Here is a 21,060-nt window from a genome sequence, read left to right as displayed (position 1 = left end):
GCTATCGCTTAAGTGTCATAAAAACCAGTGTTCCGGGATGAAGCGCATAACATTTATCATAATATGGTATTTTGTATCTACTTAAGTGAAATCATGGGATGCAAAATGCGAAACGAAAGGAGTTGCGGGATAGTGAGGAAAAAGCGCTGAGGCAATGCTATATATTTTAACGCCGACCAAAATATCAAGCAGTGGGACAAATCATGCTAAAAAATATTAGTGTCAGAACTTTCATTATGTATTTTCTGGTGACCGCTTTTTTGTTAATTGATGGTTTGATTGCTTTGTTATCTCGCAGCGCAACTCTTTTTGTTTCTGTAACTGTTGTTAATTTAATTGCCTTGTTTTTACTTTGGGGCTACATGACAAAATATCTTGTGACGCCCATCAACACTGTGAAAAAAAGTATTGAAGAAGTGACGTCGGGCAATCTTGCCGTCTCTATTCCCGAGTTTGGCAATAACTGTGCCGGGCGACTGATCCCAGGCATTAATACCTTATCGAGTAACATCGCAACGCTGGTGCGGGAGATTCGGGCATCATCCGAATCGGCGATGACCTTGTCCGGGCAGCTTTCTGAACGAAGCGCACAGCTTTCTGTGAAAACGGAACAGCAGTCAGCCTCGCTGGTGCAAACCGCAGCCAGCATGGAACAGATGGCCGCCAGTACGAAAAACAACGCCGATAACACCCGTTTAGCCAGCGAACAGGCGAATGCTGCCACGTTGCAGGCGCGAAAGGGGGGCGAGTTGATGGGGCAGGTTGCCCACAATATGCAATCCATCACCGAATGCGCCCAGCAAATGAAAGAAATTATCACAATGATTGACGGTATCGCGTTCCAGACCAATATCCTGGCCCTGAATGCCGCCGTTGAAGCAGCACGCGCAGGTGAGCATGGCAAAGGTTTCGCCGTGGTGGCCGGAGAAGTCAGAAATCTGGCGCATCGAAGTGCAGAGGCCGCGAAAAACATAAAATCCCTGATCGACGAGACCAGCTCTAACGTCACGCAGGGCGTTACCGTGGTTGCTCAGGCGGAAAAAAACATGCACGAAATTGTGGCGGGTTCGGGCCAGGTCAGCAGGTTAATGGACGATATCTCTTCATCAACGTCAGAGCAGGAGAAAGGGATATCGCAAATTACGCTGGCGCTTTCTGAGCTTGAACGGGTTACCCAGAGTAACGTTGTGATGGTGGAAGAGTTGAGCGGTTCGTCAGATGTACTTAAGAATCAGGTCATTGAATTACAGGCCCGGACGCGCAATTTCAGGCTTGAAGAGGGTTTCCAGAAACCGCTGAATGCGTCGCCACATCACCATTCCCTGATGTTCGCGCAGCACGCCAAACACTCCCTCTGAGGGTAAAAAAGAGCCTGCACCCAGGCTCTTTTTTTACGCCTGCACCCAGCGATTTCGTCCTTGCTGCTTTGCGCTGTAGAGCGCCTTGTCAGCCCGGGCAATGACCGACTGGGCCGTTTGCCCAACTTCCCATGTTGCTAACCCCTGGCTTACGGTAACGAGAGGGTTGACCGGGGAAAGGGCATGAGCCTGTGCCTGAGATTGCAATGTACTGGCTATCGCCGCCGCTGTGCTCTGCAACTGGCCGGGATCGGGCAATAGCACGATAAACTCTTCGCCGCCAAAGCGCCCGACAACGCCGTGGTTATCCCGCGTGGCGCTTTCAAGTACGCGGGCAATCATCATCAGGCAGCGGTCACCGCCCTGGTGGCCATAGTAGTCGTTGTAAAGCTTGAAATGATCGACATCGAGCATAATCAGCCCGAATTCGGTGCCTTCACGCTGGTGGCTGATAATTTCCTGATCCATGCGCGTTTCAAATGTGCGGCGGTTTGCGATGCCGGTTAACGGGTCTTTGCTGGCAAGCTGCCCCAGTTGTTGAATAAGGTCCGCATTTTCCTGCTCACGACGTAGCGCAAGGATGAACCAGCTGTTGAGGATCCGGCGACCGGATTCAATCATCCCGGCCAGCAGTATCCACAACAATGCGTTCAGCACGGTAAGATTAGAAGGATAAAAAAGACTAGTGACCAGGATGGTTAGCCACACCGGCGCGATAAAGCTCAACAACACTTTCGGGTCGAAATAGAGCGAAATAAGTGCGGTAAAAAGCAGCAGGGCAGCAAACGGAAAAATTAAACGCATGTCACCGCTGGCAATTAGCACGTAAAAACAGACCGACCAACAAAGGCTTATCCCGACGACCACCCCTTTTGCCAGACTCCGGAGCCAGGATGCGTTCTGGAGTGGCGCCATACGCAGGATAAACAAAACCCCGGCTGAAAGCGTCAGGTCGATAACCATCATGGTTTCCAGCAATCCGGCGGGATTAAGAGGCGCGGTTAAGGTATCAACCGTAGAAAAATAGCGCCGTCCCAGCAGGAACAACGAGAATAAAATGTTCACCCACAGGAACCAGGTCATGCTGGTTTTGATGGCAATTGCGCGCATTTCCGCCAGGCGAAAATCGAATGCAGCACAGGGCTTTTTTGTTGTCACCAGCTCACTCCGGGATACATTTAGATCAAAACGGCAGCATTTCATTAACTCTAACGATTTACCTGTACCTGTCTACTTAAACCTGAAGGATAATGTGCAATTCCTGAGCTAATTCAGCGCGATGCTGGACATATTTATTGCTTAACGTTAAGTGAAAGCTAGACTGACAACCAAAGAGTCAAAAAGGTGGAGGTGCTGTGGATAGCATTAAAGGGTCTGAGGTTAACGTTCCTGACGCGGTTTTTGCGTGGCTGCTCGATGGTCGCGGCGGCGCGAGGCCGCTGGAAAACGGTGATGACATCGACAATCAACATCCTTGCTGGCTGCACCTGAACTACACCCACCCGGATAGCGCTCAGTGGCTGGCCACAACCCCGCTGTTGCCAAACAATGTTCGGGATGCGCTTTCGGGAGAGAGCCTGCGTCCACGAGTCAGCAGGATGGGGGACGGTACGCTGATTACGCTGCGCTGCATTAACGGCAGTACCGATGAACGTCCCGACCAGCTGGTGGCGATGCGCGTGTATATGGATGAACGAATGATTGTCTCTACACGTCAGCGCAAAGTGCTGGCGCTGGATGACGTGGTTAACGATCTAAAAGAGGGCACCGGGCCGGCGGATTGCGGCGGATGGCTGGTGGATGTCTGCGACGCTCTGACCGATCACGCCAGTGAGTTTATCGAGGAACTGCACGATAAAATTATCGACCTGGAAGATAATTTGCTCGATCAGCAGATCCCCCCGCGCGGTTTTCTCGCGCTGCTGCGAAAGCAGTTGATTGTGATGCGTCGCTACATGACGCCCCAGCGCGATGTCTACGCGCGTCTGGCCAGTGAGCGCCTTAACTGGATGAACGATGATCAGCGCCGCAGGATGCAGGATATCGCCGACAGGTTAGGGCGAGGTCTGGACGAAATTGACTCCTGTATCGCCAGAACGGCTGTGATGGCCGATGAAATCGCGCAGGTGATGCAAGAATCCCTGGCGAGAAGAACCTATACGATGTCGCTGATGGCGATGGTCTTTTTGCCGAGCACCTTCCTGACCGGGCTGTTTGGTGTGAACCTGGGCGGGATCCCCGGTGGTGCCTACCGGTATGGATTCATTTCCTTTTGCATCATGTTAGTCGTTTTGATAGGTGGTGTTGCGTGGTGGTTGCATCGTAGTAAATGGTTGTAAAATTACGTTTTTTGGCTTCGATGAGAGCCTCAAAACGCTATTTTACTTGAGCGAAGTCAATAAACACATACCCCGTAAGGTGCAATATTACTCCCGCAGGTGAATGCAACGTCAAGCGATGGGCGTTGCGCTCCATATTGTCTTACTTCCTTTTTTGAATTACTGCATAGCACAATTGATTCGTACGACGCCGACTTAATAGTCGGCTTTTTTTTGCCTCCTGTTCTTCAGCGTCTACCCTAAAAAGGGAGAGCGCCCAACCCTGGAGGGAAAGATGAGCATCCTGGCCACTCTTCAACGAGTAAATTCCATTCCGATTGGTCCTGAACCTAACGATCCTGTACCGATGCCGGACCCCATCCCGCGTCCGCAACCGATGCCCGACCCGCCACCCGATGAAGAACCGATTAAAATGTCGCATCAAACCCCGAGATCTGCGAGGATACGCGCCATCTGACTGCAAAGATGACCGCGAGAGTATATTGTGACCGCATTTTCTACCCTGAATGTTCTGCCCGCTGCCCAACTCGATAACCTTAACGAGTTGGGTTACCTCACTATGACCCCTGTTCAGGCGGCTGCGCTGCCCGCCATTCTTGAAGGCCGTGATGTACGCGTACAGGCAAAAACGGGCAGTGGAAAAACGGCTGCATTTGGTCTTGGGCTGTTGCAGCATATAGATGTCGCACTTTTTAAGACCCAGTCTTTAGTGCTGTGCCCGACCCGTGAACTGGCGGAGCAAGTCGCCGGTGAACTGCGTCGACTGGCGCGTTTTCTGCCGAACACCAAAATTCTGACGCTGTGCGGCGGACAACCGTTCGGTGCACAGCGCGATTCACTCCAGCACGCTCCGCACATTATTGTGGCAACCCCGGGGCGTTTACTGGATCACCTGCAAAAAGGCACTGTATCTCTTGATGCGCTGCAAACGCTGGTTATGGATGAAGCAGACCGAATGCTGGATATGGGCTTTAGCGACGCCATCGACGAAGTCATCCGCTTTGCACCTGCCGATCGTCAGACGTTGCTGTTTTCTGCAACCTGGCCTGAAGCCATTGCGGCAATCAGCGGCCGGGTACAGAAAAACCCATTAACCATCGAGATTGATACCGTCGATGCGTTGCCTGCCATTGAGCAACAGTTCTTCGAAACCTCACAACAGGGCAAAATTACGCTGCTGCAAAAGCTGCTGAGCCAGCATAAACCTGCGTCCTGCGTGGTGTTCTGTAATACCAAAAAAGATTGTCAGTCCGTATGCGATGCGCTGAATGCTGCCGGGCAGAGCGCGTTATCACTGCATGGCGATCTTGAGCAGCGCGACCGCGATCAAACGCTGGTGCGTTTTGCCAATGGCAGTGCGCGCGTGCTGGTGGCAACCGACGTTGCGGCACGTGGTCTGGATATCAAATCGCTGGAGCTGGTGGTTAACTTTGAGCTGGCCTGGGATCCCGAAGTGCATGTGCACCGTATCGGACGTACCGCCCGCGCCGGGAATAGTGGTCTGGCAATCAGTTTCTGCGCGCCGGAAGAGGCGCAACGAGCCAATATTCTGTCTGAAATGCTGCAACTTAAGCTGAACTGGGTCAGCGCGCCGGGTAATGTCAACATTGTGCCGCTGGATGCAGAAATGGCGACGCTGTGTATTGATGGCGGTAAAAAAGCCAAAATGCGTCCGGGTGATGTGTTGGGTGCATTGACCGGCGATATTGGTCTGGACGGGGCGGATATCGGGAAGATTGCCGTGCATCCGGCACACGTTTATGTTGCTGTTCGCCAGTCAGTGGCGCAGAAAGCATGGAAGCAGTTGCAGAACGGCAAAATTAAAGGCAAAGCCTGCCGGGTTCGCCTGCTTAAGTAAGCGGCAGGAAGGTAGCGTCCCGAAGCCAGTTCGGGACGCTAACGGATTACTTCACTTCAACGACGTTCAGACGCAGTTCATCAAGCTGGGCGTCATCTTCTTCCGGTTGCCAGCCAGTCGGCTGCATTGGGATCTCTTCACGATCAAACGCCAGATCGCCGCCGTTCACCACTTCTGAGTCGTGGTTAATCCCTTTAAAGTCAAACAGCTCTACGTCCGCCAGATGCGAAGGCACAACGTTCTGCATGGCACTGAACATGGTTTCGATACGGCCCGGATAGCGTTTGTCCCAGTCACGCAACATATCGCCAATCACCTGACGTTGCAGGTTTGGCTGCGAACCACACAGGTTGCAAGGAATGATTGGGAAGCCTTTCGCCTGAGAGAAACGCTCGATGTCCTTCTCGCGGCAGTACGCGAGAGGGCGGATAACGATGTGCTTTCCGTCATCGCTCATCAGTTTTGGTGGCATCCCTTTCATTTTGCCGCCGTAGAACATATTCAGGAACAGCGTTTGCAGGATGTCATCGCGGTGATGGCCCAGCGCAATTTTGGTTGCGCCCAGTTCGGTTGCCGTACGGTAAAGGATGCCGCGGCGCAGACGCGAGCACAGAGAGCAAGTGGTTTTGCCCTCAGGGATCTTCTCTTTCACGATACCGTAGGTATTTTCTTCGACGATTTTATACTCAACGCCGAGCTTCTCCAGATACTCAGGAAGAATATGCTCCGGGAAACCTGGCTGCTTCTGGTCGAGGTTTACCGCCACCAGTGAAAAATTCACCGGCGCGCTCTGCTGAAGGTTGCGCAGGATCTCCAGCATGGTGTAACTGTCTTTCCCCCCGGAGAGGCAAACCATGATGCGATCGCCTTCTTCAATCATGTTGAAGTCAGCAATTGCTTCGCCCACGTTACGGCGCAGACGCTTTTGTAATTTGTTCAGGTTGTATTGTTCTTTCTTGTTAATATCTTGATTTTGTTGCATTTATTACTACCTATGGAACCAAAAGGGGCATTTATTCAATTCTTTGATCTACGCATTGCAGACGTCATAAACCATTTGCGCGTTTTCATGCCCCATCTGGCTCACGATGAAAGAGGGGTTAGCGCCAGCGGATAAAAGCCAGCAGGCAAAAGTATGTCGCGTATGGTACGGATTCCGGCGACGAATTCCAGCACGTTTTACAGCGGCGTTTGATCTGGCATCGGTACTTGATAAAGCGTAGTCGGCTTTTAACGCGCCTTGCGTAGTGCAGGCGCAGAAACCGAAGGCACTTTTTGATACTCCGCCGCAGGACTGACTATGCCGTATTACCCTTCACGCTTGGGTGGTGTAGCGGGGGCGGCATACCAGTTTTCTTGCGCGACCATGATGTTCCCTTCAGGCTGCATGACAAAATTCGGCGACATGATCTGAACGTTGAATTCATTGAACACATCCTGAATGTTGCTGTACAACGCGTTGCGCGCGATGGCCAGGGACTGACCGGGCAACAGTCTCACCTGGAGCTCATAGGCTATGTACCAGTCCATCAGTTCCAGCTGGCGCACCAGTGGCGGGTGCGTCAGGTCAACACAGCTTGCCCGTTTGGCTGCCAGCTCAAGCATGGCGTGAACCTGCCGCCACGGGGTGTCGTACCCAATGGTCACGCCGACGGTTAAGTTGATGCTGCCATCTTTATTGTGCGCACTGAGGTTAACAATCTTGCCACTCACCACAACCGCATTGGGCACGGTCACCACGTAGTTTTCACGCGTGATGATTTTGGTGGCGAGCATCCCGATTTCGCTGACTTCGCCTTCGTTATCTGCCACCCGAATGACATCTCCTTTTCGCAGTGCTCGCGAGTAGATAAGAACCAGGCCACTCATGGCGTGATTCATTACGCCAGCCGAGCCGAGCGTTAACATCAGACCAAAGAAGACGCTAATGCCTTTAAAGGCCAGTGAATTTGCGCCGGGCAGGAAAGGGTACGCGGCGGAAAGGGCAAATAACCACACTATCACGGAGATAAGTTTACGCGTTGCCCCGACGGTCTCAGGGTGAAGCCCCGGAAACTGTAAACGACCGGCTTCAACCTGGCGGAGTACCATTTTGAGCAACTTCAGAATAAAGGCGGTGATAATGAAAATAATCAAAACTATCATCAGGCCCGGTAATGCAGAGACGATGGACAGGGCTATCTGACGTACGACTCGCAGTGACCAGTCACCCAGCGACGTGGCCCAGACCCGTGTCCAGGGGAATAAACTTAATGCCCAGCTTAACCAGCCGTAAAAAGCCACAATCCCCAGCAATATCATCAGTAAGCCATACAGACGCGCTTCAATTGCTCCTGTATAACGGCGCCAGCTTTTGGGGATCCAGCCCCGGTTTTCAGCAATCTGGCGGCGATAATATTGCCGTACCCAACGCCATGAGCGCCACGCGCCATAGCCAACGAGCAGAAATAGAGCCAGACCTGCAACCGTCTTAACCGCAGAAAGGACAAGCCAGCCAGTATTGAATTGATCGCGAAGTGCAGTTCGCTGTGCTTCCAGGCGCACCAGCACGCGTTGTGCAGCCTGGTCCAGAGTCAGATCGTCTCCCTCATCCAGATCTGCCTGCGCCAGCAGCATCAAAGGTTTGCCATTCATCACGAACAGTCTTCCCGGCTGGTTATAGCGGGTGACAGGGACGATTTCCAGGGGGTCGAGAAGATCCGCATGTTCGAAATGGCGCAGCGTGTTGCGGATGCGTAGCACGCGCTCTTCTGGTGTAGTGAGCCCGAATTTTGCCTGAAGCATAACAATGGGGTGATGGAAGATATAAACCGTGCGGGCTTGCTCCTGGTCAGTTGGCTCCTGACGGGGTTCTGCCGCAAAAGAACAGAAGGCGAAAAGCGATACCACACACGTCAGAAATGCGAGCACTCTCTTATTCATACCCACCACCCGATAACACGAAATTATCATTATTTTCAGGCAGCCAGCTAACCGGCAGGCATGAACTTTCTGAGCATAGACCAGTTGCCCGGTTGTGCAACATTCACCTTAAGCAAGGCGATGGCTGCCGGGATGTTCATCAACAATGATGCAGGAGGGTAAGAGTGGATTAATAGCTGTCTAAATGGTTCAGAAAGTCGCCAAGATGGCTAACGATACCGCCAATATCGAAAATCAATGCCATCCACATGAATGCAAGAAGGGCGAGTACAACCACGGAGATACGACTAAACAATGCGAATGTCCTTATTCATGCTGAAAGGTCCGGTTCAATATACTTTGACCTCTTTAAACTTACCTTTAACGACGCCGTCATAAAAGCGGCCTTTAGACACTACGCTCAGGAAATCCCGAAAAATGCGAGCGGGGACACGTTGATACTGGAAAGCAGAGCGATCATGAAACCGTATCTCGAGGGTAGCACTGTTTTCGTCGTAGGCAATCGATGAGATGCGTGATGATCTGACTGGATGGTGGTTCATGATGGGCTCTCCCTGACGGCGTAACGGGGAGATTCATCATCCACCATTACAGGTGCAGCACGCAATAAGTAAATTCAAATCAGTTATGCAAAGAATCAGATATCAGGTGAAATAAGAAAGGGTATTGAAGAAGGGGCTTTAATTTCAGTTAAACAGTTAACGATAATAAATTAATAGCCCGCGTGTGCACGCGGGCCAGAAGAATTAGAACTGGTAAACCAGGCCTAACGCTACGATATCATCTGTACCGATACCGTTGTTTTTGTAGAATGCGTCATCTTCGTCCAGCAGGTTGATTTTATAATCAACATAGGTGGACATGTTTTTGTTGAAGTAATAGGTTGCGCCTACGTCAGCATATTTAACCAGATCTTTATCACCTTCGCCGTTACCCAGGTCTTTCCCTTTGGATTGCAGGTAAGAAATGGCCGGACGCAGACCGAAATCAAACTGGTATTGCGCAGTGACTTCGAAGTTCTGCGTTTTATTCGCAACCGCGTCGTCGTTGTCACCGTAAGGAGTCATATTGCGGGTTTCGGAATACATGGTTGCCAGGTAGATATTGTTGGCATCATATTTCAGGCCAGCAGTCCAGGCATCGGCTTTATCGCCGCCCGCAGTGGTGTTGCGAACCTGGTCATTTGAACGGTCAGAAGAGGCGTAAGCTGCACCGGCGCTGATACCCATGCCGAAATCATAGGTGGTGGAGATACCGAAACCGTCGCCGTTCTCATGACGCGTATCGCGACCGTTGTTGGTTCCTTCCTGATTGTTGCTGGCGCTTTCATTTTTGCCCTGGTACTGCAAGGCAAAGTTCAGACCCTGCACCAGGCCGTAGAAGTCGGTATTACGGTAGGTTGCAACACCGTTAGCACGGCCAGTCATGAAGTTGTCTGCTTTGGTGTAAGAATCGCCACCGAACTCTGGCAGCATATCGGTCCAGCCTTCCACGTCGTACAGCACGCCGTAGTTACGACCATAATCGAATGAACCGTAGTCGCCAACTTTGACACCCGCGAACGCCAGACGCGTCCAGGACTGGTTGTCAGAGCCTTCAGTATTGTTGGCCTGAACGTTGTATTCCCACTGTGCGTAGCCGGTCATCGTGTTGTTAATCTGGGTTTCACCCTTGAAGCCCAGACGCATGTAGGTTTGATCGCCATCCGCGCCTTTATCGTCAGAAAAGTAATGCAGACCATCTACTTTTCCGTACAGATCTAATTTGTTGCCATCTTTGTTGTAAATTTCAGCTGCATTCGCTGCGCCAGCGACTAAAAGAGCCGGAATCATAAGAGCCAGTACTTTTCTTTGCATTGTGATATTCCTTTGCAGTTGTTTTTATTTAATTACTGATTGAACTTTCCTGACTGGAAAGATGTCCCATGCTAAATCACTCCAATATGAGAGTAATAAAATATAATTGTTACCGATTAAGTAAAATCTCAACAGAATGATGCTGCTGAAATGATGATAAGTTTCATGAATGTATAACTACAAAGTATACAGAATAAAAATTATTAATGTGGCGGTAAAGAGGATAGGCTCTACGCCGTTATATGCCTTTAAGATATTTGTTCATTATTCCGGTGAATCTTATTTAATTAAATAAAGAGTTTTCGGGGATAAACTGAATGCGCCCGATGCGAATGCATCGGGCATTTTTTTGCCCAGAATAAAAAAAGCCCGGACATGCCGGGCCTGAGTGATTATTCGTTGGTGGATTTTTCCGCTTTACCTGCCATTTGGGCCAGGAAGTCATAGCGCTTTTGCAGGTCGGCCGCCGCATCTTTCCAGAGCTGCTCAGCTACCTCAGGCTGCTGCGCATTCAGGCGACGGAAACGCTGTTCCTGCATTAATGTCTCGGCCAGCGCATCTGACGGTGGACGCGAATCCAGCGCCAGAGGCAATTTGCCTTCATCAGCACGACGCGGATCGAAGCGATACAGTGGCCAGAACCCGGTAGCGGTGAGCTGGCGCATCTGATCGTGGCTGAGCGCCAGATCGTAACCATGCTCTTCACAAGGGCTGTAGGCGATAATCAGCGACGGGCCCGGATAGGCCTCCGCTTCCTGAATGGCTTTCACCGTCTGGTTAAGCTGAGCTCCCAGTGAAATCTGCGCGACATAGACGTGGCCATACATCATCATGCTGACGCCCAGATCTTTACGCGCTTTGCGTTTCCCGTGCTCACCAAACTTCGTGACCGCACCCAGCGGGGTAGCTTTTGAGGCCTGGCCACCGGTGTTGGAATAACACTGCGTATCCAGCACCAGAATATTGACGTTTTCGGTCAGGCTCAGCACATGATCCAGACCGCCGAAGCCAATATCATAAGCCCAGCCATCACCACCAATCAGCCAGATAGATTTCTCAACCAGCGCATCGGCATCGGTTAGCAACTGCTCTGCGCCGTCCACGCCCTGGAGCGCACTGCGCAGCGCCGCCACCTGCTCGCGGCGCACTTCTGGTGTTGCATCGGAGTGCAGGGCATCGTTCAGCTCAGCCGGGATCTTATCGGCAAACTGGTCCAGCAGGCGGATCACGCGGGCACGATGCTGATCGACCGTAAGACGGAACCCCAGGCCGAATTCTGCGTTATCTTCAAACAGGGAGTTTGCCCATGCCGGGCCGCGCCCGTTGGCATCGGTGGTGTACGGTGTTGATGGCAGGTTGCCGCCGTATATAGATGAACAGCCGGTGGCATTGGCTATCAACATGCGATCACCATACAACTGGGTCAGCAGCTTGATATACGGGGTTTCACCGCAGCCAGAGCAGGCACCGGAGTACTCAAACAGCGGGGTAATCAACTGCGACGTACGGATGTCGATACGTTCCAGTTTGCTGCGGTCGATTTCTGGCAGATCCAGGAAGAAGTCATAATTCACTTTCTCCTCTTCAACGTGCTCCAGACGCGACATCATATTGATGGCTTTAATTTCCGGGTTCTGACGATCTTTCGCCGGGCAAACTTCCACGCACAGGTTACAGCCGGTGCAATCTTCCGGTGCGACCTGGAGAACATATTTCTGTCCGCGCATATCGCGGGATTTTACATCCAACGAGTGCAGGCTGGTTGGGGCATTTTCCATCGCCTCCGGTGACACTACTTTGGCGCGAATGGCAGAGTGCGGGCAGGCAGCAACGCAGTGATTACACTGAGTACACAGCTCTTCTTTCCAGATTGGGATCTCTTCGGCAATGTTGCGTTTTTCCCAGCGAGTGGTACCCATCGGCCAGGTTCCGTCTGGCGGCAGCGCCGAAACAGGAAGGGCATCACCCAGGCCTGCCAGCATTGCAGCGGTCACGGTTTTGACAAAGTCAGGGGCAGCTTCAGAAACCACTGGCGGACGGTTCGGGCTGGCGGCATTCACCTGCTGTAAAGGCACTTCGAATAAGGATTCGCGTGCCAGCGCCAGAGCCTGCCAGTTACGTTCAACCAGCTCCTGACCTTTGCTGCTGTAGCTTTTGGCAATCGCACCCTGCAACTCCGCCAGCGCGCTGTCGCCCGGCAGAATGTTGGTCAGGTGGAAGAAAGCCATCTGCATGACGGTGTTAATACGGGCAGCAAGCCCGCACTCACGCGCAATTTTTGCCGCGTTGACCACAAAGAAGCGTGCTTTTTTCTGATTGAGAACCGCCTGCACTTCCTGCGGCAGGCGCGACCAGACTTCCTCTGCGCTGTACGGCGTATTGAGCAGGAAAATACCGCCGGGTTTCAGGCGTTCGGCCATCTGGTATTTGTCGATAAACTGCAACTGATGACAGCCGACAAAATCTGCCTGCGACACCAGGTATGCAGAACGGATCGGGTGCTCGCTGACGCGCAGGTGAGAAACGGTCAGACCACCGGCTTTTTTCGAGTCATACACGAAATAACCCTGCGCATACCACGGCGTCGAGTTACCGATGATCTTGATGTTGTTCTTGGTTGCCGAGACGCTACCATCACTGCCTAATCCGTAGAACAGTGCTTCAAGCTTCGCTTTGGATGGCAGCGTGTTTTCCGGTAACACCAGAGAAAGATTGGTGACGTCATCATAAATGCCGACCGTAAAGCGCGGCTTTGGCTTCGCTTCAGCCAGTTCATTAAACACCGCGAACACGCAGTCCGGGCCAAACTCTTTGGAGGAAAGACCGTACCGGCCGCCAATGACACGCGGTAAGGTTTCGCGCTCACCGCTGTTGAAGGCTTCCGCCAGGGCGGTCATCACGTCCAGATATAACGGCTCGGCATGTGCGCCTGGCTCTTTGGTTCGGTCGAGCACGGCAACACTACGGGCGCTTTCAGGCAGGGCAGAGAGCAGGTGTTTTGCCGAGAACGGGCGATAAAGGCGCACTTTCAGCACACCGACTTTTTCGCCTCGGGTCAGAAGTTCATCCACCACCTCTTCACAGGTGCCAATTGCGGATCCCATCAGCACGATGACGCGTTCCGCCTGCGGGTGACCGTAGTATTCAAACGGCTTATATTCACGCCCGGTCGCGGTGGCAAAGTCGTTCATCGCTTGTTCAACGTGGTCGTAAACGGCGTTGTACCACGGGTTTGTTGCTTCACGTGACTGGAAGTAGGTGTCCGGGTTGGCTGACGTGCCGCGAATAACCGGATGTTCCGGATTCAGGGCGCGGGCGCGATGGGCGTCAATCTCTGCCTGCGGCAGCAGGTTCAGGATAGTGTCATCCGCCAGGGGAACAATTTTGTTGATTTCATGCGAGGTGCGGAAACCATCAAAGAAATGAATAAACGGTACGCGGCTCTTGAGGGTGGCGATATGGGAAATCAGCGCGAAGTCCTGGGCTTCCTGAACGCTGCTGGCACAGAGCATGGCACAGCCGGTCTGGCGTACGGCCATGACGTCAGAGTGATCGCCAAAAATCGAGAGCGCGTGGGTGGCAACGGTGCGCGCCGCCACGTGCAATACAAAGGGAGTCAGTTGTCCTGCCAGCTTGTACAGCGTCGGGATCATCAACAGCAATCCCTGGGAAGAGGTGAATGACGTGGAAAGGGCACCGGTCTGAAGCGCACCATGCACGGCAGCAATGGCCCCGGCTTCTGACTGCATTTCGACTACTCTGGGAACATCGCCCCAGACGTTTTTTAACCCGTTTCCCGCCCAGGCATCTGCCTGCTCAGCCATGGTTGAACTTGGCGTAATTGGGTAGATGGCGATAACTTCGCTGGTACGGAACGCGACTGACGCGACAGCACCATTACCGTCAATAGTTTGCATAAGACGACACCCTTACATTGCGCAAAAAAGGGGACCCGTGAAACCGCTACGGATCCTGATAATTATTCCCTTATTATAGGCCGCGCTCCTATTCCATTGAAGTTATAAGGCTTTCGAGTGCACAAATTGATCCAAGGGGCACACCGGGGGCAAGGCATCAGGTAAGTTTTGATTAATGATATCCACCTGATTTTTACTCATTTCTCCAATCCACTTCCCGTAAACCTCATAAACCATTTTTGCGTTTTCATGACCCATCTGGCTGGCGATGAATGACGGATTGGCACCTGCTGACAGTGACCAGCAAGCATAAGTATGGCGCGACTGGTATGGATCACGAGCGCGGACACCAGCTTTTTTCAGCCCATTCTCCCAGGAGTAAGCAAGGGAGTTTCGCGCGTAATGACCTTTATTTTTTCCACCGCGTTTTGGTGGAACAAATACAAAGCGCAGTCCAAGTGGTTCAGTCCGCCCAGGCTCCCGGTGGTGCAGGATGATTTGCTTTCTGGCCATAGCGCCGGTGCTCCGGAATTGCTCACGTAAAGCCTCAAGCGCTGGCTTGAGCAAGGAGACGGTTCGGATACCAGCATCCGTTTTAGGCAGCACAAAAATATTTTTATTGGTGAGGTTTCGCCTGACATTAATCTCGCCTTTCTGGAGATCAACGTCTTCCCATGCAAGAGCCGCCAGTTCTCCGTGACGCAAACCAGTGTGAATGGCGATAGTCCAGAGCAGTACCGCATAACGTGACCGTGTCAGAGAAGATATAAACGCAAGATATTCGCCAGGTAGAAGCGGATCCGGTGGCTCTTTGGTTTTCTTCAACCACCTCAGACCTTCATAAGGGGTATGCTTGATGAAGTTACTGCGATAGGCAAGCTTGAGAATGGTGCTCAGTGCGCTCATCATCCCGTTAACTGTGGAAGCAGCTCTCCCGGACTTATTGAGCGAAGAATGGAGCGGATGAACAACATTGCCCGTGAGCAAGTCATTGCGATAGCGCAGTAAATCAGAGTGCTGGATATCGATTATCAAGGTGGCATCCCCAACCACACGCCGAAGTGTTTTTACAACTGACGTGAGAGAATCGAAAGTTGCTGCGGAGATTTCGTATCGCTTGGCCTCCATAAACAGGTCGCAAAGCTCACCAAAAGCTGTGATTTTCTTCGTTGAAGAGAATTTTTTTAAAGCCTTTGACTCAGGGAATCGCTCTGCATATTCGAAAGTACCAAGCTGAATTTCACTTACGATGACTGCGCGAAGGTTGCCAGCTTTGCGCAAATTACCACTCGTGACAACCCAACCCTGAAGTACCTCCCGGCACCGAATACCACGATAAATGAAGGAGATTCGTATCTTTCCGTTGTGTAATTCAACGCCGGTTGGAAAATTCATCAGAGTTCCTGCACTAACTGGTTAATCTTGGGTAAGTTGTACCAGAGCAATCCTTTAGAATTGTCTGTTTGCCCCTGGGCGGTAAGGCGTTTGAAGTGAACTCCCTCCACCCAGAGTTTCAGACGATAGTTTTTGATTTGCCCTTCATTAAGGCCCGTTCTTTCTGTTAGCCTGGCCTCAACAACCCACTCTTCGTTAAAAATCACCTGTGCCATCGTTCACCTCAGGTAACCGGCATAAGTATATGTATGCCGGTTTTTAGTCGTTGATATTTCGGTTTCAGCCTGCCTGGCCGGGCAGGGAGCGCAGACGACGCATTCCGGTCATTGCAGTGGCCACGTAACTGGCTTTACGGTTTACCACCTCCACCCAGACCTTCACGCCTTCCACTCTGACCGTATATGTCTCTTTCATCTTGCTTCGTCCGTAGTCGCCATAGCGTTGCTGGTGGGTTGCCAGGGCGATGTCGCAGGCCTGGCGCGCTAACGGTGACTGCTTGCTACCGCGGTTAATCAGTTTCACGCTGCACGCTCCGCCTGTTGTGATGCTGGGTTGAGCCATAGGCATTCAGTGCGGACCTTGGTACCTCTTCCGGCGCTAATGCGGGATGATTTTTCCTTTTTCGTCCAACCAACGAGCATGTCGTTGTACACATCAGTGTCGTAGCCGCTGATCATCACCATTCCGGACATTGTTCTGGATACTGCGAGCAATTGCTCATGTCCCTCTACAGTCATTTCGTGGCTGTAATAACGATTACCCTGTACGCGGGTCGCCGGTAGATAAGGTGGATCGATGTAATGCAGGGTGGTTTCAGTGTCATGGGCGCGCATTACTGCCAGGGCATCTTTGTTTTCGATAATGACTCCCTGGAGACGCTGGCATAGTGCAGCCAGATTTTCCGGATAACGCTCCCATAGATGCGAAGCTGTCGCATATTTCCTTTTGCTGTCGCTACGGAAGCCGGAATTACCGCCTATTCCTGCTGCTGACCCAAAGCCCATGCTGGCTCGAACGACCATGCGTCTTGCCCGCTCAATAGGTTCATCGGTTGCTTCCTTTGCTGCGCAAAATTCATCGCGAGAATATGGCGTGAGCACGCACGCATCCTTTAGACGCTGGTTCATCTCGGCATCGCGCAGTACGCGGAACAGGTTTACCACCTCACCATCCAAATCGTTATAAACTTCCGCGTAACTGCGTGGCTTTTGCAGCAGTACGCCAGCTGCGCCACCGAACGGTTCCACGTAACAGATGTGTTCAGGCATCTGAGGGATAATCCATGATGCCAGGCGGAATTTACCGCCGTGGTAACGGATCGCCGGGTGCTTAACAGATTCTTCTCTTAACATCTCATTACCGGGAGGGCGAACCCTCCCGCCTCCATTAGCCCACGTATTCCGGTTTCATGTCGGCCAGGGTGATGCTGAACTGATCATGCAGTTCATCTCCCAGGTGACGTTTTGCTGATGCCAGTACGCGCTCAGCTTCCTCAAATCGCGATGCGGCGCCGGGTTCATCCGGAGACGGGAGGGAGTTGATCGCGGCCTCCACTTTGTTGCGGGAATCCACCAAGTAATAACGCTTCACGGCTTTGTTTTTCAGCTCTGTGAACAGGGCGGTACCCAGTGTTGCTTTGGCGCTCTCAATGTCAGCCCGTACCGCTTTGGCGTTATCTACATCTTGGGCACCCTCAATGCGATCCCGGAATTCGTCAGCCAGAACATCGATGTTGGTTGCTGCTTCCTGCGCGCTTTGTGTAGTTGTTACGTTGTCACCTGAAATGTCAGAGAGGGAGACGTGCTTCGGCGCCGGGTTAATTTCCTTTTCAGTACGCGGTTCAACTTCGTCCGGGCTGTATACGCCAAGAATGACCTCAGGACAGTACAGGCGCGCCCAGTACTTAACTGCGAGATAGGCGATCTGTTGTTTTGGCGCTGTCTTCCACAATGGCGAGTTACGGGTGGTGATGTCAGCCAGGTAGATGTTCTCTCCCCAGGTGATATCCGCTTCTCCGCGCAGAACCGCGCCGACTCGAATAAAGAGACCTAACTCGTCACGCCCTTCTTTCTGGCCTGCGATTCTTTCCCAGTCACCGCCGTACTCGTAATGGAACCGGCCAACGATGGCACTGGAACTGGAGATCACCGCATTCACAAGCTGCGCTTCATAACCCAGCACGCCGTTAACCAGGTGTGTTTTTTGGGCTACTGCATACGGATTCATCCCCCACTGCATAGCCTGCATGACAATCGCCATACAGTCGGCGGGTTTCCCCGCGAGGTGTTTGGGGACAGTGACGAGTGACTGCGCCATCAGTTCTGCGAATGCGGTTAACTGGCCCAGAGCTTGCACGTTGAACACCGCGTTGCTGGCAGAAATTGTGGTTGGAGTCTGATCCGTCGTAATGATGTTGGTATTTTGCATGGTCATTTCCTCCATTAAGCCTGGCGCAGCGCTTCAAGACGGCGCATGTCAAAGTCGTTCAGTTCATCGGTGTAGTCTTCGGTGATCGGAGCTGGCCAGCAGTCGGTGTCATAGGCCTGAGCCAAGGCGCGCATCGTCTTCTGGTACTCTTGCAGACCAAGCGCTAACAGGTCTTCCGACGCCTCAATAACTGCCACCCAGTGATATCCCTCATCCTTGTTAACGAAGATCCAGAAGAACTGGTCAAAGTCAGCAACGTCGCAGTACATACCAGCGCTTACGTGGTAATCACGATCGATGATTTCGCGGTGCAGTTTTGCGCGAAGGCCTTCCTGTTTAACCCGGCCCATGCTGATGGTTTTAAGGTCAACAGCAATACGAACGCCACTGGCTTCGACCTCAAGGTCAGGACGCACGCGAACTTCTAAGCCTGTCTCGTCGTCAAATCCGAAATAGCTTGTTTCTACGGCGCGGGAAGGGTGGTGGAGAAGTTTCCCGGCTGATTCATGATTGAGGAGTGCCTGCTGAATTGCTGTGGCTAGTTGCAGTTGTTCTTTGGAAAGAATGGTCTTCCCTGCAACGCTGTCGCGCCATTGCTGCTCGAATTCTTCAGCGAAGATGGCCTCTGGTTTCACTGAGCGGATCGCTTCTTGTAACTCTTCTTTCTTGCCAGTTAGTTTCAGCTGTTCAGCCTTCGGTTTGTCCGAGTTAAATTCGCGAATGAAAGCTTTCAGTGAGTCTGTCGTGGTGAAGGCTTCGGCCGGAATGCCCGGGAATACCGCGAATTCTTCATGAAGCTTCTCTGGTTCGAGGGCAAGCGTGTGCGCCAGACTACCGAACGTCAGTGCGTCACTGCTTTCTCGGCGAATAGTCCTGGCTACATGGCGGCCGTGATAGAACATCAGGCTGACGCGGGCATCCTTCACCTGTGTGGAGCTGATCCCGTTAGCTGCGTGATAAACATTATTGGGCAGACCTTCATATCGGCCAGGTTCGAAGTCTACAGGGAACACCACATCTGGATTCGATTCCTGAAAGTCATTTGTGGTTTCTTGCAAACTGACCGTTTCTACGCAATCTGTTTGCGGATTAGCATCATCAGTGCCTTTGCTCGGTTGTACTGCTTCATCAGATGTACCTTTTTCAGGAGGTGCCGCTTCCTTCTGCGCATCGCTGGTGGTCTCCCCATTAACCGGTGAACGGTCATCGTTTTCTGGTTGTTTTTCGTTCATCAGGCCATCAATGGAGAACATGCCGCCACCGAGATTTTCAACCTGTGGCTGCAATTCGTCTTTAACCCACTTTGGATCCGCCGGGTCGCTGATACCTTCGACGAATTCACCGCGTTCGGTAGCCAGCTGCTTGTCAGTTTCTTCACGGGATACTTCTGGTGCTGGCAGCGATACCAGATCGACAGCAGCATTGAACTCAGCGGTCATCGTCTGGTTAACAAACTCAAGATGTGCTGCCGGAGTGTGGTGTATGTTTTCAGGTGCGATGCGTACCAGGTTGAAAATGGCTGCGCGGTTTACCGACAGAACACCGGGCTGATTACGCAGGATGGCGCTCCATGATTTCCACGGCTCTTCTTTTTTGGCCACGATCTCTTTGGCACGCCGGTGAATACTGCCCGGAATTTCGCGGTGGTTGAAGTCCATCGGCAACAGGGCGCAGGCAATCTCCATATCGAGAGTGTCCAAGGTGTGACGCGCACCTTCACCGCGGTCAGTGACATAGCCTCCATCTGCATTGGTACCGGAATCTGTGCGCTGAACATTGCTAATGCGATTGCCAGCAGCCCACTCGCGAACCAGGATGCCGCGATCGATGTGCTCTGTGTTAAACCAGATCCGGATGAACCGCATGACAAGAGACAGCTCAGTCCGTTTCCCTTCAACCGGGAAGACGGTTTTCAGAGCGGCTACAATCCGTGAGATGTCTATCTCAGAAGCATTCTTGAAGAATTCCACGTTCTCAGCAGCTAGCAGCAGGTTCTGCACATAGCTGTTATCAACATCCAGCTCGAGTTCCTGGATGGTTTTCTTCTGTTTTGCATCGATGTGATATGCATATTCATCAGAAATAAACTGGGCAAGAATGCGCTGGCGCAGGGGGAGGGTTGCCACGGTAATAAGCACAGGTGCGGTTGCGGATGGGGCGCTTTCACCCTTAACAACAACTTCCGGCTCTTTATCAAAAAGCCATTTGTGAGTGGTGAGGGTTCTGTGTTCAGGCGCGCTGGCCCATTCGGTCATAAACTCTTCGAATGAACTGACGGTATAAACCTGGTCACGCTGGAACACTTGTTTAATTGCACTAACAAGGTTCCACTCAACATGGGCGGAAAGCTCCTTGATATCAGGAACGTTAGATGCTGCCAGTAACAGATTCTGCACGTACTGGTTGCTATCATCGCTTTCCATCTGCCCGATCTGGATGTGCTGCTCTTCGCTGATTTCCTTTACTTCAGTGTCATTAATCAGGTGCGCGATGAGGCGTTGCGGGAGGCGCAGGCGCGATACTGGGCGGAGTAATGCCTGTTTTTCTTCCTCGATGCTGCTGTCTTTACCCGTCGCAACATCAGGCTGTGCGGTTGCATCCTGCTGCCAGTCACCCGCCAGCAGTTTAATTTTCCAGGTACGTTGGTCTTCGTCCAGTTCGTAGCGTTTACACCATGAATAATCCACGGTGCCTTCATCAGGAAGATCGTTATATACCGGGAAATCGGTACGAACCGGCTTCTGATAGTCCTTGCCACGGCCAGTTTCAATACCGCCATCTTCCAGCTCTACATCGAGCTGTAAGTTCGCGCGGGCTTCAGATTTAGCAGTGAACCAGATTACGGCATCTTCTTTGCCGGATTTCTGCGTAGCCTTAACTACATAGAAAAATTCCATGTGAGATCCTCTTTTTTGGATGTAAGATCCCCGGGCCAGAGATAGCGCCCATTGGGTGTTGTTTTGGTTTGGTAAAAAATCCGGTGGAACT

General features: G+C 52.1%; 17 protein-coding genes and 1 pseudogene. 4 read left to right on the top strand and 14 right to left on the bottom strand.

Translation table 11 applies throughout. From position 1 onward, the window contains the following. Nucleotides 1-203 precede the first annotated feature (203 nt). The gene (locus F3J30_RS01960; protein ID WP_166716688.1) at nt 204-1,358 is read left to right on the top strand and encodes a methyl-accepting chemotaxis protein; all 1,155 of its coding nucleotides are present in this window, start codon (nt 204-206) and stop codon (nt 1,356-1,358) included. Between the two features lie 33 nt (nt 1,359-1,391). Here the strand turns inward: F3J30_RS01960 and F3J30_RS01955 are convergent, their stop codons facing one another. Then, nucleotides 1,392-2,516 (bottom strand): membrane-associated sensor domain-containing protein, encoded by a 1,125-nt coding sequence (locus F3J30_RS01955; RefSeq protein ID WP_166715497.1) that lies wholly within the window; start codon nt 2,514-2,516, stop codon nt 1,392-1,394. Between the two features lie 197 nt (nt 2,517-2,713). On the opposite strand from F3J30_RS01955, the gene zntB reads away from it, so the two are divergent. The 3 genes from zntB to dbpA all read left to right on the top strand — a co-directional run bounded on the left by zntB (nt 2,714) and on the right by dbpA (nt 5,555). Next, nucleotides 2,714-3,697: a zinc transporter ZntB gene (zntB, locus tag F3J30_RS01950; RefSeq protein ID WP_014070459.1), complete on the top strand. Its 984-nt coding sequence runs from the start codon at nt 2,714-2,716 to the stop codon at nt 3,695-3,697. 274 nt (nt 3,698-3,971) lie between these two features. Next, a complete protein-coding gene (locus F3J30_RS22695; protein WP_014070458.1) occupies nt 3,972-4,154 on the top strand; it encodes a hypothetical protein in 183 nt (60 codons plus the stop codon). A 27-nt stretch (nt 4,155-4,181) separates the two neighbouring features. Beyond that, complete coding sequence (gene dbpA, locus F3J30_RS01945; RefSeq protein WP_166715496.1) at nt 4,182-5,555, top strand: ATP-dependent RNA helicase DbpA; 1,374 nt, start codon at nt 4,182-4,184, stop codon at nt 5,553-5,555. 46 nt (nt 5,556-5,601) lie between these two features. On the opposite strand, the gene ttcA is transcribed toward dbpA, so the two are convergent. From ttcA to F3J30_RS01885, 13 genes and pseudogenes are all read right to left on the bottom strand, one after another. Beyond that, nucleotides 5,602-6,537 carry a tRNA 2-thiocytidine(32) synthetase TtcA gene (gene ttcA / locus F3J30_RS01940; protein ID WP_166715495.1) on the bottom strand — a complete coding sequence of 312 codons (936 nt, stop codon included), beginning with the start codon at nt 6,535-6,537 and terminating at the stop codon, nt 5,602-5,604. 48 nt (nt 6,538-6,585) lie between these two features. Continuing rightward, nucleotides 6,586-6,777 (bottom strand): annotated as a pseudogene (locus F3J30_RS01935) (tyrosine-type recombinase/integrase); the annotation flags it as partial. 86 nt (nt 6,778-6,863) lie between these two features. After that, nucleotides 6,864-8,477 (bottom strand): mechanosensitive ion channel domain-containing protein, encoded by a 1,614-nt coding sequence (locus F3J30_RS01930; RefSeq protein WP_166715494.1) that lies wholly within the window; start codon nt 8,475-8,477, stop codon nt 6,864-6,866. Between the two features lie 169 nt (nt 8,478-8,646). After that, nucleotides 8,647-8,772, bottom strand: coding sequence for a hypothetical protein (locus F3J30_RS22690; RefSeq protein ID WP_254916055.1), 126 nt, complete (start codon nt 8,770-8,772; stop codon nt 8,647-8,649). Between the two features lie 34 nt (nt 8,773-8,806). Then, complete coding sequence (locus F3J30_RS01925) at nt 8,807-9,019, bottom strand: KTSC domain-containing protein (protein WP_014070454.1); 213 nt, start codon at nt 9,017-9,019, stop codon at nt 8,807-8,809. A 204-nt stretch (nt 9,020-9,223) separates the two neighbouring features. Beyond that, on the bottom strand, nt 9,224-10,333 hold the full coding sequence (gene ompC, locus F3J30_RS01920; RefSeq protein ID WP_166715493.1) for a porin OmpC: 1,110 nt from the start codon (nt 10,331-10,333) through the stop codon (nt 9,224-9,226). Nucleotides 10,334-10,725: 392 nt separating this feature from the next. Further along, nucleotides 10,726-14,250: a pyruvate:ferredoxin (flavodoxin) oxidoreductase gene (nifJ, locus tag F3J30_RS01915; RefSeq protein WP_166715492.1), complete on the bottom strand. Its 3,525-nt coding sequence runs from the start codon at nt 14,248-14,250 to the stop codon at nt 10,726-10,728. 102 nt (nt 14,251-14,352) lie between these two features. Then, nucleotides 14,353-15,645, bottom strand: coding sequence for a DUF3596 domain-containing protein (locus tag F3J30_RS01910; protein ID WP_166715491.1), 1,293 nt, complete (start codon nt 15,643-15,645; stop codon nt 14,353-14,355). After that, the gene (xisR, locus tag F3J30_RS01905) at nt 15,645-15,860 is read right to left on the bottom strand and encodes an excisionase family protein (protein ID WP_166715490.1); all 216 of its coding nucleotides are present in this window, start codon (nt 15,858-15,860) and stop codon (nt 15,645-15,647) included. The genes F3J30_RS01910 and xisR overlap by 1 nt, the downstream gene beginning before the upstream one ends. Nucleotides 15,861-15,924: 64 nt before the next feature. Beyond that, complete coding sequence (locus F3J30_RS01900; RefSeq protein WP_166715489.1) at nt 15,925-16,167, bottom strand: DUF4060 family protein; 243 nt, start codon at nt 16,165-16,167, stop codon at nt 15,925-15,927. Further along, nucleotides 16,164-16,997, bottom strand: a complete 834-nt coding sequence (locus F3J30_RS01895) for a DNA adenine methylase (protein WP_166715488.1) — start codon at nt 16,995-16,997, stop codon at nt 16,164-16,166. The genes F3J30_RS01900 and F3J30_RS01895 overlap by 4 nt, the downstream gene beginning before the upstream one ends. A gap of 34 nt (nt 16,998-17,031) precedes the next feature. Next, a complete protein-coding gene (locus F3J30_RS01890; RefSeq protein WP_166715487.1) occupies nt 17,032-18,072 on the bottom strand; it encodes a RecT family recombinase in 1,041 nt (346 codons plus the stop codon). Between the two features lie 14 nt (nt 18,073-18,086). After that, nucleotides 18,087-20,969 (bottom strand): RecE family exodeoxyribonuclease, encoded by a 2,883-nt coding sequence (locus F3J30_RS01885; protein WP_166715486.1) that lies wholly within the window; start codon nt 20,967-20,969, stop codon nt 18,087-18,089. Nucleotides 20,970-21,060 lie beyond the last annotated feature (91 nt).

The organism is Enterobacter sp. Tr-810 (assembly GCF_011752765.1).
Classification (GTDB): Bacteria; Pseudomonadota; Gammaproteobacteria; order Enterobacterales; family Enterobacteriaceae; genus Enterobacter; species Enterobacter soli.
This window is presented reverse-complemented; position numbering and strand designations above follow the sequence as displayed.